The following is a 13,705-nucleotide window of genomic DNA, read 5'->3' on the forward strand; positions in this document are numbered from 1 at the left end:
CGAGGGCTTATCCTTAAAATGCATAACGTTTGGAAACGTCGTATCTAGTTTTGAGAGAACATAAAAAAATGATGAAAATCATTAAAAAATCTCTTGCAAAATGCTTTAAAATATAATAAAATTTATCTTGTCCCAACAGGATAAATGATTTTGAGAGTGTTACATACGTAACTAGGTCCAGTGATGATGGCGAAGAGGTCACACCCGTTCCCATACCGAACACGGAAGTTAAGCTCTTCAGCGCCGATGGTAGTTGGGGGTTTCCCCCTGTTAGAGTAGGACGTCGCTGGGCTATAATCTCAAAATTCCAACTTAGTTGTGGATTTTCATTACATTATTCCACAGTAGCTCAGTGGTAGAGCTATCGGCTGTTAACCGATCGGTCGCAGGTTCGAGTCCTGCCTGTGGAGCCATTTTTACTTGCTTCCATAGCTCAGCAGGTAGAGTGCTTCCATGGTAAGGAAGAGGTCACCGGTTCGAGCCCGGTTGGAAGCTCCATATCATACTTAAACAAACAGTTATGGCCCGTTGGTCAAGCGGTTAAGACACCGCCCTTTCACGGCGGTAACACGGGTTCGAATCCCGTACGGGTCACCATTTCTTATAAATACTTTTGGAGGATTAGCTCAGCTGGGAGAGCACCTGCCTTACAAGCAGGGGGTCGGCGGTTCGAACCCGTCATCCTCCACCATTTTTTTTGCTTGCCGGTTTAGCTCAATTGGTAGAGCAACTGACTTGTAATCAGTAGGTTGGGGGTTCAAGTCCTCTAGCCGGCACCATGTTTACTTTTTATGATAGTAGACACAGAGCACGTAGAAGTGCTTGAAGAGTAACTCTCTTTTTTTATGTGGAGGGGTAGCGAAGTGGCTAAACGCGGCGGACTGTAAATCCGCTCCCTCCGGGTTCGGCGGTTCGAATCCGTCCCCCTCCACCATCTTATGTTTAACGATTGAAAAGTTAGACGATACTAATAGAATATGCGGGTGTAGTTTAGTGGTAAAACAAGAGCCTTCCAAGCTCTGGTCGTGAGTTCGATTCTCATCACCCGCTCCATTTATTTCTTCGGGGCTTTAGCTCAGCTGGGAGAGCGCCTGCCTTGCACGCAGGAGGTCAGCGGTTCGATCCCGCTAAGCTCCACCATATACATAATCATTTCACTTCAGGCGATGCCTGAAGTTTTTTTATTGTTTAGGAAAAACTTTAAAATATATTTCACGTTTGATAGTAATCTTAACTTTTCGCTGCTAGTAAATAGTGTGATCACGTTTCGTATACTTGAGTCAGTTTTGGAGTAGGGTGAAGGGTATGTGGCTCATAAGTATTGTCGAACTATGACGACTCGCCGATATAGGAGCAAAACTCGCCGAATTATAGCCGAAAATCGCCGTATTATCTGCGTAATATCTAGAATTATTGCTGATATTTCTAGAATTAGCTCCACAAATACCCCGAATGGTATTTGTTTTAGCGGTCTATTTTTCAACTCATGAAACAGCACCTTCTAAAGAATCCCCATTTCAGTACTGACAAGTTAAACAGAATTCTGCTCATTAAGAAAAACGGAAAGAAGATGGCTCGAAGCCATCTTCTTTTTATCCTTTTTTAACCTAAACCTTATAAATATGTAACAGATGTCCGAAAGCGCTTTCTTTTTGGTATATCTATGCAACATTTTGTCCAGTTGAACCATGAAATCCCTTACAGCTACAATAGAGATAGATTTTCAAGTTTTTTTGTGTTTTTCATAAGGGAGGAAGAAGAAATGTTGAAAGATATTACAGTAATCGGTGTACCGATGGATTTAGGACAAATGCGCCGCGGTGTGGATATGGGGCCGAGTGCGATTCGATATGCAGGTGTTGTTGAACGCCTTGAGAACCTGGATTATCGTGTAGAAGATTTTGGTGATATAGATATTGCTCGTCCAGAAAAACAAAGTATTGAAAACGAAGGTAATCTAAAAAACTTAAGAGGTGTCATTGAAGCGAGTGAAAAGCTTTCACAAACGGTATCAACTGTAATCTCGAATAAGAAGTTTCCACTTGTATTAGGCGGCGACCATAGTATCGCCATAGGTACATTGGCTGGGGTTTCTAAGCACTATGAGAATCTAGGTGTCATTTGGTATGATGCGCATGGAGACCTGAATACTGCGGATACATCTCCGAGCGGAAACATTCATGGAATGCCTCTTGCTGTAAGTATTGGTATTGGTCATGAAAGGCTTACTAACATAAGCGACTACACACCAAAGGTCAAACCTGAAAATATTGTGATTATTGGAGCACGTTCATTAGATGAAGGAGAACGTGAGCTGATTAAAGAAAAAGGGATTAAAGTTTATACGATGCATGAAGTGGATCGTCTGGGCATGGCGAAAGTTATGGAAGAGACGATTGAATACTTAGCACATACAGATGGTGTTCACTTAAGTCTTGATCTAGATGGTCTTGATCCACATGATGCACCTGGTGTTGGAACTCCGGTACTTGGAGGAATCAGCTATAGAGAGAGTCACTTAGCGATGGAAATGCTTGCTGAAGCGGAAATTATCACTTCAGCGGAATTTGTAGAAGTTAATCCTATTTTAGATGAAAAGAACAAAACAGCAACGGTTGCTGTAGCTTTAATGGGTTCTTTATTTGGAGAGAAACTACTATAATAGACGAAGACAAAATAAAAACAGTTGCCTCTTTATAGATGCAACTGTTCTTTTTCATTTATGCGTTGATATTGGTTAAGCAGGTGATCGATCTCTTGTGAGAGTTCAACTACTTCTTGTGCGATTAGTGGAAGATGTTTTGAGAGTTCATTCATTTGCTGTCTGGAGTGTTCGATCTGTTCGATTAATAAATCTCTATGCATACAAACTACCCCTTTCTGCCTCAGCATAATATTTTATATGATTAATATTCCCAGGTCTGATTTATTTAAAACGCATTATTTAGAAAAAAATACCTTTTTATTTCGTCAAATTCTGCAACATGATAAAATAAAAAAATATGAAAAGATTTGAAACTTATGAAATGCTGGTACGTAAATAAAATCCGAGTGGTGATAAGATAATGGACGCCTTAATAGCGAATATGGTGACCCAAGTTAAAAAAGGGGACCAAGAAGCGTTTGAAGGCATTGTGGACCTGTTTAAAGATAAAATATACCGGCATTGTTTCCGGATGGTCGGCAATGGACATGAAGCAGAAGATTTAGCACAAGAAACTTTTTTAAGAGCTTACCGTAATATAAGTAAGTACAACAGTGAATACAAATTTTCAACCTGGATTTTTCGTATCGCTACAAATCTTTGTATCGATAGGTTAAGGAAGAAAAAGCCAGATTATTATCTAGATGCAGAAGTACCAGGAACAGATGGTGCTACGATGTATAGCCAGCTTTCTAGTGAAGAACCTTTACCTGAAGAAGTGGTTACAGAGAATGAAGAGTGGAATGAACTTCAGGCAGAAATCATGAAGCTTCCTGAAAAATACAGGACCGCTATTCTTTTAAAATACGTTGAAGATCTCTCGTTAGAAGAGATCAGCAAGATTATGGACATACCTGTTCCAACCGTAAAAACTCGTATACATCGAGGTCGGGAAGCGTTGAAGAAAGTATTTCAAATGGTCGTAAAAACGAGGTGATAATAATGCATTGTGAAGCTTCCGTATATGATGAATTAATGAATAAAGTACTTGATGGTGATGCAACAAAAGAAGAAGAACAAAACTTTCACAATCATCTAAAAGATTGTGAGACGTGTAGAGAAGAGTTTGAGCTGCTGACGGTTACACTGAAGGAATTGCAGTTGCAATCCCATATTAAGGCACCAGAGGGCTTTACAGAGGCTGTAATGGCTAAATTGCCTAAAGAGAAGCAACAAGTAAAGTGGATGCGCTGGATGAAGAGCCATCCTGCTCTAACGGCTGCAGCGATCTTTATGTTCTTTATGGCAGCATCTGTGTTCACGAGCTATAATCAACAAGACCTCGCCGTTGTAAAAGGCGAAGGAAATCTGCAGATCAAAAAGAATGAACGTGTAGTTGTCGTTCCAGCTGGGGAAACAATTAAAGGCGATTTAGTTGTAGAGAATGCAGATGTCCGAATAGAAGGCAAGGTCGAAGGTGACGTAACGGTCATAAAAGGCGATCAATATCTTGCTTCGGCTGGGGAAGTAACTGGCCACAGTCAGGAAATTGGTCAAGTGGTCGAATGGGTATGGTATAAGTTGAAATCTTTAGTTAGTACGAATGATGAAGCAATGAATGACACTCATCAGGAAAGCCGTTCTCACACGGCTTTTTTTCTTGTTCAAATTTACTAAATAAAAAAAATCATCCAACCATCATGAGTAAAACATGTGAAAGTCATGCCAAGTTTTCTTTACATTGAGGTATGCTATAATAAGTAGGTTAAAAAATTATTTTAAGTTTTAAAGGAATACTACTTTTCGAAACACTATCATCTAAAGAACCACTAAATACTTCAACTTGGAAGACAAACTGGGTTGGGAGGGAATTTATGTTACCAATCGCTGATTTTAATATATTTAATTACATTACTCAGATCATAGATATCTTGTTAGTAACCTATGTGATCTATAAGCTTATCATGCTGATTCGCGGTACGAAAGCTGTTCAATTGCTAAAAGGGATAACCGTGATTATCGTTGTTTGGTTTCTAAGTAGTTCGTTTGATCTCAGAACGATGTCATGGCTGATGGACAAAGTGATTACATACGGTCTTCTTGCCATCATCATTATTTTTCAGCCAGAGTTAAGACGAGCTCTAGAGCAGCTTGGACGTGGAAAGTTCTTTTCTCGTACAGGACTGCCTGAAGAAGAAGAGATGGAAAAAGCCATTGCCGCGATCTGTAAGTCGACGAACTATATGTCTAAGCGACGAATAGGAGCAATCATGTCGATCGAACGAGAAACGGGATTGAGTGAATACGTGGAAACCGGCATACCAATCAAAGCGCATCTATCTTCCGAATTGTTGACAAATATTTTTGTGCCGAACACGCCTTTACATGATGGGGCAGTCATCATTAAGCAAAGTCAGATCTATGCAGCTGGTTGCTATTTACCATTGACGGAAAGTCCGTTTGTCTCAAAGGAGCTTGGAACAAGACATAGAGCTGCACTAGGGATCAGTGAAGTAACAGATGCCATAACGGTTATCGTTTCTGAGGAAACAGGTACGATTTCACTTACGAAGAACGGAGAGATCTATCGTAACCTGGACGAAGAGTCTTTAAGAAATTTGTTAAACGCAGAATTGATTATTGCCAACAAGTCCACTTCCTCAACTCGCTGGAATTGGAGGGGAAAGAAAAATGGACAAACTCCTTAGTAGTTCATGGTTTGTAAAAATTATTGCTTTCCTCCTAGCCCTCATGATGTATACGATTGTAACGATGGAGACGCAGGAAGAAGCAGCGAACAATTCAATATTCTCTAAAATGTATACCGAAAGTGAGACGATCGAGAACGTACAGATCAAACCTTATTTTGATGACAATCAATATGTACTTACCGATATGCCATCATCGGTTGACCTAACATTAACTGGATCCAGCCGTTTGATTACAAAAGCGACAAAAGTAGATAAAGAATTCGAAGTCTATATTGACCTCACGAATATGAAACCTGGAAACAAACGGGTAAAAGTTCAAGTTCAAGGTCTGCCTGAGGGTGTAAAGGCTAAGATAAATCCAGATTACGTAGATGTTATTCTGCATAAAAAAGTAACAAAAGAAATGAACGTGAACGTGGATTTGAAGAACAAAAGAAAAATGCCTGAAGGATATACAGTAGGTGAAGTTGAGTTCTCACCGAGAACGGTTGATGTGACAGGTGCCGAAGGGATGATTGATCAGATCTCATTCATCACAGGGTTTGTTGATGTAACGGATGCAGATGAAGGAATTCAAACAAAAGTTCCACTGCGTGCATACAATCAACAAGGAGATTTAATCGATGTTCAGATCAACCCAGGAGTAGCTGAAGTAACCGTGCCGATCAAGAAGCCAAAGAAAACGGTACCGATCTCTATCGAAACGAAAGGGAAATTAGATGAGGGACTTTCTCTTCAATCGATCACATCGAATCCGAGCGAGATCACATTAACGGGTACAACAACTTCTCTAGAAAAGATTGATTCTTTTAATGAGATAACGATAGATTTAAGTGAGATCAAAAAAGATACGACACTTACTGTTGATGTTCCTGTACCAGATGGGATCGACGACGTTTCTCTAAAAGAAGTAACGGTAGATGTTAACGTTGAAGAAACGGGTACTGAGACGGAAACAGAAGCAGATGCCGAAACGGAAGCAGAACCAGAAGTCGATCAAGAGTCGACAAAAACGTTTAGTGATGTTCCATTAACACTGCTTGGAAGTGACGCTGACAAACAAGCAACATTTTTAGATCCAGCAGATGGAGTTGTCGATGTAACGGTAAGAGGAAAAAAGAGTGTGCTTAACTCTCTTAAAAAGTCTGATCTGCAAGGAATCGTAGATGTGAGTTCACTCGATCAAGGCACACATAAAGTAAAGATAGATTGGAAAAATCCAGGGGATGTTGAACTGACAGGTACAGTTCAGGAAGCCAGTGTGGAAATTCAAACAGAGACTAGCAGTCAATAGTTGAAGGAGAGAGCAATAATGGGAAAATATTTTGGTACCGACGGAGTTAGAGGAGTTGCAAATACAGAACTTACGCCTGAACTAGCATTTAAATTAGGGCGCTTTGGAGGATATGTTCTTACAAAAAATACAGAAAGACCTAAAATCTTAATCGGGCGTGACACACGTATTTCGGGGCAGATGCTAGAGGGTGCTCTTGTAGCGGGACTTCTATCCATCGGTGCGGAAGTAATGCGTTTAGGCGTAATCTCGACTCCTGGAGTTGCTTTCTTAACAAAAGCTTTAGGCGCACAAGCGGGTGTAATGATCTCAGCGTCACATAACCCTGTAGCGGATAACGGCATCAAATTCTTTGGAGCAGACGGTTTTAAACTGTTAGATGAGCAAGAAAATGAGATTGAAGCCCTTTTAGATAATGAAACGGATGAACTTCCACGTCCTGTAGGCGGCGACTTAGGTTCAGTCAGCGATTATTTTGAAGGCGGACAAAAGTATATGCATTATCTGAAACAAACGATTCCTGGAGATTTTTCTGGTCTTCATATCGCTTTAGACTGTGCGCACGGAGCGACATCGTCACATGCACCGCATCTGTTTGCTGATCTTGAAGCAGATATCTCAACGATGGGTACAAGTCCGAACGGCTTAAACATCAATGAAGGTGTAGGAAGTACACATCCTGAAAAGCTTGCTGAACTTGTAAAGGAAAAAGGCTGCGACATGGGACTTGCATTTGACGGAGATGGAGACCGTTTGATCGCGATCGATGAAAAAGGAAACATTGTCGATGGAGACCAAATCATGTTCATCTGTGCGAAGCACCTGAAAGAGCAAGGGCGTTTGAAGCAAGATACAGTCGTTTCAACCGTAATGAGTAACTTAGGCTTCTATAAAGCTGTAGAAGCAAACGAGATGAAATCGGCGCAAACGGCAGTAGGTGACCGTTACGTAATGGAAGAGATGCGCAAGAACGACTTTAATCTAGGTGGAGAACAGTCTGGTCATATCATCTTCTTAGATTACACAACGACTGGAGACGGACTTCTATCTGGCATTCAGCTTGCTTCAATCTTAAAAGCAACTGGAAAGCCATTATCAGAGCTTGCAGGTGAGATGACAAAATTCCCGCAGCTTCTTATCAATGTGAAGGTTGCGGATAAGTCTAAATTAAACGGCAACGATGCGATCAAAGCTGCCATCGACAAAGTAGAAACAGAGCTTGAAGGAAACGGCCGAGTTCTCGTTCGTCCTTCTGGAACGGAGCCACTCGTGCGTGTAATGGTTGAAGCTCCAACAGAAGAACTTTGCCAAGAGCATGCGGATAAAATCGTAGAAGTAGTAAAGGCTGAGCTCGTATAAATTAATAAGAAACCCTCCCTCATAAAATAAAAAAGGGCACGAAACATATGCATATGCGGCTCACCGGAAGAGCTGTGTATGCATATTTTTATAATATGGAACATTATGTTTCAAGTTTTTCTAAAATCGGGAAAGAATAATAATTGACGGTTTTGAAAAACCCGTGTATGATTATTTTTGTTTACTTCAAATAAAAGGAAGGAGTTAACAGTTAATCATTCATCCAAAGCGCCTGAACTGCTGACCGGGAAAAAAGCAGTTGACGAGGAAGAGGTTCATCGATATTTCGGCGGATGCCTCTCGGAACATCACTTCCGTAAGCTTTTGTTTAAACCAGGTAAGGTGACTTCCTGTACAAAGACGAAAGCAAGTGAAAAAAATAAAAATAGAGAACATAGGTGGGGTTGTGAGCCCCGCTCACGGCCCCCCTTATGAAAGCCGTCAGCAGAGTGTGATGGCTTTAAGGAGGACGTTTATTTATGTGTGGAATCGTTGGATATATTGGGAATAATGATGCGAAGGAAATCCTTTTACGCGGATTAGAAAAATTAGAATACCGCGGATATGACTCAGCTGGTATCGCTGTACTTAATGAAGACGGAGTTCATGTGTTCAAGGAAAAAGGACGTATTGCAAATCTGCGTGAAAACGTAGATCTTGGAGTAGAAGCATCCGTTGGAATCGGACATACACGCTGGGCAACACACGGAGTTCCGAGCCGAGTTAACTCTCATCCACACCAAAGTTCAACAGAGCGTTTTACACTTGTGCACAACGGTGTAATCGAGAACTATGAACAGGTGAAGAAACAATACATCTCAGGTGTTGAATTGTTGTCTGAAACAGATACAGAAGTTATCGTTCAGCTTGTAGAATACTTTGTAAACGAAGGCATGGAAGTGGAAGAAGCATTCCGCCGTACGTTGTCTGAGTTAAAAGGTTCTTATGCGATCGGACTAATCGACAACCAAAACCCTGAAACCATCTATGTTGGTAAGAACAAGAGCCCGTTATTGGTAGGTAAAGGTGAAGGCTTTAACGTTATTGCGAGTGACGCAATGGCTATGCTTTCTCAAACAGACCAATACGTTGAATTAATGGATAAAGAAATCGTAATCGTGACACGTGACAGCTATACGATCAAGACTCTTGACGGTACAGTTGTTGAACGTGCACCATACACAGCTGAATTAGATGCAAGCGACATCGAAAAAGGCACGTACCCTCATTTCATGTTAAAAGAAATCGATGAGCAGCCTTTCGTAATGCGTAACATCATCAATCAATACCAAAATGAAAATGGTGATCTTAAGCTAGATGATGATATCCGTGCCGCGATGAAAGAAGCGGACCGCGTATATATCATCGCTTGCGGAACGAGCTACCATGCAGGTCTTGTTGGGAAACAGCTGATCGAAAACATCGCTAATATTCCTGTTGAAGCACACATCGCGAGTGAGTTTGTTTACAACATGCCGCTTTTATCACAAAAGCCGTTGTTCATTTTCATCTCACAATCCGGTGAGACTGCAGACAGCCGTGCCGTATTGGTTGAAGTGAAGAGACTTGGACACAAAGCATTAACAATTACGAACGTTCCGGGATCTACACTTTCTCGTGAAGCAAACTACACGCTTAACTTGTATGCTGGTCCTGAGATCGCAGTAGCATCAACGAAAGCATACACAGCTCAAATCGCCGTACTTGCGATCTTAGCAGTTGACTCTGCTCGTGCAAAAGGCATCGAGTTAGACTTCAATCCGCTACAAGAGCTTGCGATCGTTGCAAACGCGATGGAAGTTCTTTGTGATCAAAAAGAAGAGATGGAGAAGATCGCTCGTGAGTTCTTAGCTGTAACTCGTAACGCATTCTTCATCGGGCGTGCTGCTGACTTCTACGTATGTTTAGAAGCTGCACTAAAATTAAAAGAAATCTCTTACATCCAAGCAGAAGGTTTTGCTGGAGGAGAATTGAAGCACGGTACGATCGCATTGATCGAAGACGGTACACCAGTTATCGCTCTTGCAACTCAAGAGCATGTTAACTTAAGCATCCGTGGTAACGTGAAAGAAGTAGCGGCACGTGGAGCTTACACATGCGTGATCTCTATGGATGGTCTGCAAGAAGAAGGCGACCGCGTCGTTCTTCCGAAGATCCACCCTTACTTGACGCCGTTAGTATCTGTACTTCCAATGCAGCTGATCTCTTACTACGCAGCGCTTCACCGCGACTGTGACGTAGATAAGCCGCGTAACCTAGCGAAGTCAGTAACAGTAGAATAGACATAAAAACCTCCTGTAGCGATACGGGAGGTTTTTTGCATGCTTTTAAAAAGTATTTTCGTAAATATTGATATTCTTGAAAGTGGTTGCTTTCCGCTCCAGGTTGCTCGCTTTCCATGGGGCGAACGGTGAGCCTCCTGCCGCTTTGCGCCTTTAGGAGTCTCCACCTGACCGCTCGTCCCATAGGAGTCGGCAACCTTACGCTACAATCAACTTGCATATGACGTGAAAAGATATTTTAGCAATTACTTTTTAGGCTGTTTTCGTTAACTTCTTTTGATTTTGTAAGTGCTGGTTTCCGTTCCATGCCGCTCCCTTTTTATGAGGCAAGCTGTATCTCGTCGCAGGCAGCAACCTTGGGCTACATTCAACTTGCGTAAGAGCGATAAGAGATAACAAAAGAATAACCTCTTAAAAAAGAACAACGGTTAAGTCATTTTAAATTGTAAGAAAATCCTTTATTCTGTATAATTGAGAATGGATTTCAATTAGTGCTATTTCAATTAAAACAGTAAAGGAGGTCTATACATGTTAGCTCGCTTTTTTGCTTATTATAGACCCTATAAATGGTTGTTCATACTTGATTTTTCTTGTGCCATTCTGGTTGGAATTTTGGAATTGGCCTTTCCGTTAGCTGTGAACCAAGTGATCGATAAGCTTCTTCCTGATGGGAACTGGGAGATTATCTCTTTGGCATGTCTAGGTTTGTTGCTCGTTTATCTTTTGAATACGTTTCTTCATTTTGTTGTCACGTACTGGGGACATAAACTTGGAATCAATATTGAAACAGACATGCGTCAGCAACTGTTCACTCATATGCAGAAACTCTCGTTCGGTTATTATGATAACAATAAGACAGGTCACAGTATCTCTCGGCTTACGAAAGACTTAGAAGAGATCGGGGAAGTTGCTCACCACGGTCCAGAAGATGTGTTTGTGGCCGTTATGACATTGATTGGATCGTTTGGACTCATGTTAACGATCAATTGGAAGCTCGCAGTTTTGTCTTTTATCGTCATTCCGCTTTTAATTATTTTAGCTATCTATTTCAATAAAAAAATGACGATCACGTTTAGAAAAATGTTTCAGGATGTAGCGGAGATCAATGCCAGAGTAGAGGACAGCATCGGTGGGATACGTGTTGTTCAAGCATTTGCGAACGAAAGATATGAGCAGGAAAAGTTTAGAGAAAACAATAAGAATTATCGTCTTACAAAGCTTCAATCCTATAAGATCATGGCTCAAAACGTTATGTCAAACTATGTGTTAATGAGGTTAGTTACCCTTTTCACCTTATTGTTTGGAACGTACTTTGTCATTTCAGGTGAACTAACGTATGGACAATTTGTTGCATTTATTTTGTTATCAAACATTCTGATCGGACCCATTCAAAAAATAAATGCTGTGATTGAAAGCTATCCTAAAGGAATCGCTGGTTTTAAGCGGTTCGTTGAAATCATGGACACAGAGCCAGACATAGCAGATTCAGAAGATGCCATAGAAGTCGATTTAAAAGGTACGATTCACTATCAGGATGTGAGTTTTGGGTATGAAGGTCATCGAACAGTTTTAAATAACATCGATCTATCCATTCGCTCTGGTGAAACAGTCGCATTCGTAGGACCATCTGGAGCAGGAAAGACAACGCTATGCAGTCTGTTGCCTCGTTTTTATGATGTTCAAAGTGGATCGATCACAATTGATGGTATCAACATCCAAGAGATGAAGCTAGAATCATTACGAAAACAGATCGGTATCGTGCAGCAAGATGTTTTTCTTTTTTCAGGCACGATTAAAGAAAATATTGCATACGGTGACTTAGATGCTACAGATGCTGAAATTATGGATGCAGCGAAGAGAGCTCGATTAGATGACTTTATTAAGGATCAACCTGACGGACTTGAGGCAGTGATTGGCGAAAGAGGGGTAAAGCTTTCCGGAGGACAAAAACAAAGACTAGCCATTGCTCGTATGTTCTTGAAAAACCCGCCGATCTTGATCCTAGACGAAGCTACATCTGCATTAGATACGGAAACTGAAGTTGCGATTCAAAAAGCATTAGAAGAATTAACAGAAGGACGAACCACACTCGTTATCGCACATAGACTTGCAACGATAAAAAATGCGGATCGAATAATGGTAGTGACGAATGAAGGAATAGCAGAACAAGGCAATCATCACGATTTGTTAGCATCAAAAGGAATTTATAGCCGTTTACATGCAGCGCAGTTTGGATGAGTTGATTTAAGTGGCTCATGATCTCATAGACACCGTTGAAAGAGCAAGGGTAACGAATGCGACTTTGTAAATAAAAAACTCTCTGTCTAATCTATGTATAACATGATGTTTTATTTTCCATCCTAAAAGGTAGATATAATAGAGCCAAACTTTTAAGGAGTGGATGACATGGATAAAGAGCAGATGAAAAATAAAGTATTTGAAGTAGTAGACAAAAAACAGACGGGCGTGCTGGCAACGGTAAAGAAGAACAAGCCGCATTCTCGCTATATGACCTTCTTCCACGACGAACTTACGTTTTACACGCCAACAAGTATCGAGACTCATAAAGCCGATGAAATTCAAGATAACCCAAATGTTCACGTACTAGTCGGCTATGATGGTGAAGGATACAACGATCCTTATCTTGAAATTGAAGGTACAGCTACCATTCGAGATGATCAAGGGTTAAAAGAAAAATTTTGGAACGAACAAATGAAACACTATTTTGAAGGTCCGAATGACCCCAACTATATCTTGCTTGAAATCAAACCAAGCTTGATTCGACTTATGAATGACGGTGAACACGAACCACAAACATTAGAATTATAAAAATAAAGGCCTCTCTTTTGAATAAAAGAGGGGCCTTTGTACGTCTAAATTCTTGAAAGGAAAGTAATTGTAATAACAAGGGGGTTACTTTTTGAAAAAATGGGGTGCTTTATTTATTTTAGGGGTTCTTCTTACAGGCTGCTCTGAAAAAGAAGCTGAAAAGGAATCGAAGTTCACGGTTAAAGATGCAATTAAAAAGAATCATGTGGTCATTCAAAACCTATCTGAAAAAGAAATAGAACTAATGACAGGGGCGACCAAAACCGAGCATCTTGTTCCAATGTTCGCTTTTTTAGATGATGTAAAAGCAGAGAAAGAAAGTAAGCTGCAGATAACGGTTTTTTCGAAAAAAGGAGAGCCGACAACGAGTGAATTGCACTATGTGAATAAAGATAAAACAATTTTTAAGAACAACAACAAGACATTCGGTATGCCTACTGGTGAAATTGAATGTAGCTATATTTTGGATTCCAATCAAAACTTGATGGTAGATGGATGCAAAGGAGAAGTTTCTACTCTATTAGTCGCTCCATTTGGACCAAGAGATTTTAACCTAGCAAAAGCGGAATATAAAAGTAAGGAATAG

At 40.7% G+C, this 13,705-nt stretch carries 12 protein-coding genes, 8 tRNA genes and 1 rRNA gene; 19 read left to right on the forward strand and 2 right to left on the reverse strand.

Annotated elements, in window-relative coordinates; translation table 11 throughout:
- Nucleotides 1-176: 176 nt before the first annotated feature.
- The 10 genes from rrf to rocF all read left to right on the forward strand — a co-directional run bounded on the left by rrf (nt 177) and on the right by rocF (nt 2,662).
- Nucleotides 177-292, forward strand: a 5S ribosomal RNA gene (rrf, locus tag FS458_RS19365).
- 46 nt (nt 293-338) lie between these two features.
- A tRNA-Asn gene (locus tag FS458_RS19370) sits at nt 339-413 on the forward strand.
- A gap of 9 nt (nt 414-422) precedes the next feature.
- A tRNA-Thr gene (locus FS458_RS19375) sits at nt 423-498 on the forward strand.
- A 24-nt stretch (nt 499-522) separates the two neighbouring features.
- A tRNA-Glu gene (locus FS458_RS19380) sits at nt 523-597 on the forward strand.
- A gap of 18 nt (nt 598-615) precedes the next feature.
- Nucleotides 616-691, forward strand: a tRNA-Val gene (locus FS458_RS19385).
- Nucleotides 692-703: 12 nt separating this feature from the next.
- A tRNA-Thr gene (locus tag FS458_RS19390) sits at nt 704-779 on the forward strand.
- A gap of 70 nt (nt 780-849) precedes the next feature.
- Nucleotides 850-934, forward strand: a tRNA-Tyr gene (locus FS458_RS19395).
- A 45-nt stretch (nt 935-979) separates the two neighbouring features.
- Nucleotides 980-1,053: transfer RNA gene (locus FS458_RS19400), tRNA-Gly, on the forward strand.
- 11 nt (nt 1,054-1,064) lie between these two features.
- A tRNA-Ala gene (locus FS458_RS19405) sits at nt 1,065-1,140 on the forward strand.
- Nucleotides 1,141-1,762: 622 nt separating this feature from the next.
- Nucleotides 1,763-2,662 (forward strand): arginase, encoded by a 900-nt coding sequence (rocF, locus tag FS458_RS19410; RefSeq protein ID WP_144704624.1) that lies wholly within the window; start codon nt 1,763-1,765, stop codon nt 2,660-2,662.
- A gap of 32 nt (nt 2,663-2,694) precedes the next feature.
- Here the strand turns inward: rocF and FS458_RS19415 are convergent, their stop codons facing one another.
- Nucleotides 2,695-2,865, reverse strand: a complete 171-nt coding sequence (locus FS458_RS19415; protein ID WP_171005666.1) for an aspartyl-phosphate phosphatase Spo0E family protein — start codon at nt 2,863-2,865, stop codon at nt 2,695-2,697.
- 200 nt (nt 2,866-3,065) lie between these two features.
- On the opposite strand from FS458_RS19415, the gene sigW reads away from it, so the two are divergent.
- The 6 genes from sigW (at nt 3,066) to glmS (ending at nt 10,290) form a co-directional block, all read left to right on the forward strand.
- A complete protein-coding gene (sigW, locus tag FS458_RS19420) occupies nt 3,066-3,641 on the forward strand; it encodes an RNA polymerase sigma factor SigW (protein WP_144704627.1) in 576 nt (191 codons plus the stop codon).
- Between the two features lie 5 nt (nt 3,642-3,646).
- Nucleotides 3,647-4,321 carry an anti-sigma factor family protein gene (locus FS458_RS19425; protein WP_144704630.1) on the forward strand — a complete coding sequence of 225 codons (675 nt, stop codon included), beginning with the start codon at nt 3,647-3,649 and terminating at the stop codon, nt 4,319-4,321.
- Between the two features lie 197 nt (nt 4,322-4,518).
- Entirely contained in the window at nt 4,519-5,352 is an 834-nt protein-coding gene (gene cdaA / locus FS458_RS19430) for a diadenylate cyclase CdaA (protein WP_144704633.1), read from the forward strand.
- Nucleotides 5,336-6,649: a CdaR family protein gene (locus tag FS458_RS19435; protein WP_144704636.1), complete on the forward strand. Its 1,314-nt coding sequence runs from the start codon at nt 5,336-5,338 to the stop codon at nt 6,647-6,649. Before cdaA ends, FS458_RS19435 begins: the two co-directional genes overlap by 17 nt.
- 18 nt (nt 6,650-6,667) lie before the next feature.
- Nucleotides 6,668-8,008 (forward strand): phosphoglucosamine mutase, encoded by a 1,341-nt coding sequence (gene glmM, locus FS458_RS19440; RefSeq protein ID WP_144704639.1) that lies wholly within the window; start codon nt 6,668-6,670, stop codon nt 8,006-8,008.
- A 479-nt stretch (nt 8,009-8,487) separates the two neighbouring features.
- Nucleotides 8,488-10,290, forward strand: a complete 1,803-nt coding sequence (gene glmS, locus FS458_RS19445; protein WP_144704642.1) for a glutamine--fructose-6-phosphate transaminase (isomerizing) — start codon at nt 8,488-8,490, stop codon at nt 10,288-10,290.
- 252 nt (nt 10,291-10,542) lie between these two features.
- Here glmS and FS458_RS20870 read toward each other — a convergent pair whose 3' ends face one another.
- Nucleotides 10,543-10,689 carry a hypothetical protein gene (locus tag FS458_RS20870; protein ID WP_186320663.1) on the reverse strand — a complete coding sequence of 49 codons (147 nt, stop codon included), beginning with the start codon at nt 10,687-10,689 and terminating at the stop codon, nt 10,543-10,545.
- A gap of 129 nt (nt 10,690-10,818) precedes the next feature.
- On the opposite strand from FS458_RS20870, the gene FS458_RS19450 reads away from it, so the two are divergent.
- The 3 genes from FS458_RS19450 (at nt 10,819) to FS458_RS19460 (ending at nt 13,705) form a co-directional block, all read left to right on the forward strand.
- The gene (locus FS458_RS19450; RefSeq protein ID WP_144704645.1) at nt 10,819-12,528 is read left to right on the forward strand and encodes an ABC transporter ATP-binding protein; all 1,710 of its coding nucleotides are present in this window, start codon (nt 10,819-10,821) and stop codon (nt 12,526-12,528) included.
- 168 nt (nt 12,529-12,696) lie between these two features.
- A complete protein-coding gene (locus FS458_RS19455; RefSeq protein WP_144704648.1) occupies nt 12,697-13,119 on the forward strand; it encodes a pyridoxamine 5'-phosphate oxidase family protein in 423 nt (140 codons plus the stop codon).
- A 91-nt stretch (nt 13,120-13,210) separates the two neighbouring features.
- Nucleotides 13,211-13,705, forward strand: a complete 495-nt coding sequence (locus FS458_RS19460) for a hypothetical protein (RefSeq protein ID WP_144704651.1) — start codon at nt 13,211-13,213, stop codon at nt 13,703-13,705.

Origin of the sequence: Fictibacillus phosphorivorans, from assembly GCF_007673525.1 — a bacterium.
Lineage (GTDB): Bacteria > Bacillota > Bacilli > Bacillales > Fictibacillaceae > Fictibacillus > Fictibacillus phosphorivorans_C.

What these genes read in the sequence shown, in the direction of transcription:
- FS458_RS19415 (WP_171005666.1), bottom strand. Translation starts at nt 2,865, where the DNA reads ATGCATAGAGATTTATTAATCGAACAGATCGAACACTCCAGACAGCAA.
- sigW (WP_144704627.1), top strand. Translation starts at nt 3,066, where the DNA reads ATGGACGCCTTAATAGCGAATATGGTGACCCAAGTTAAAAAAGGGGAC.
- glmS (WP_144704642.1), top strand. Translation starts at nt 8,488, where the DNA reads ATGTGTGGAATCGTTGGATATATTGGGAATAATGATGCGAAGGAAATC.
- FS458_RS19455 (WP_144704648.1), top strand. Translation starts at nt 12,697, where the DNA reads ATGGATAAAGAGCAGATGAAAAATAAAGTATTTGAAGTAGTAGACAAA.
- glmM (WP_144704639.1), top strand. Translation starts at nt 6,668, where the DNA reads ATGGGAAAATATTTTGGTACCGACGGAGTTAGAGGAGTTGCAAATACA.
- FS458_RS19450 (WP_144704645.1), top strand. Translation starts at nt 10,819, where the DNA reads ATGTTAGCTCGCTTTTTTGCTTATTATAGACCCTATAAATGGTTGTTC.
- FS458_RS19425 (WP_144704630.1), top strand. Translation starts at nt 3,647, where the DNA reads ATGCATTGTGAAGCTTCCGTATATGATGAATTAATGAATAAAGTACTT.
- cdaA (WP_144704633.1), top strand. Translation starts at nt 4,519, where the DNA reads ATGTTACCAATCGCTGATTTTAATATATTTAATTACATTACTCAGATC.
- FS458_RS19435 (WP_144704636.1), top strand. Translation starts at nt 5,336, where the DNA reads ATGGACAAACTCCTTAGTAGTTCATGGTTTGTAAAAATTATTGCTTTC.
- rocF (WP_144704624.1), top strand. Translation starts at nt 1,763, where the DNA reads ATGTTGAAAGATATTACAGTAATCGGTGTACCGATGGATTTAGGACAA.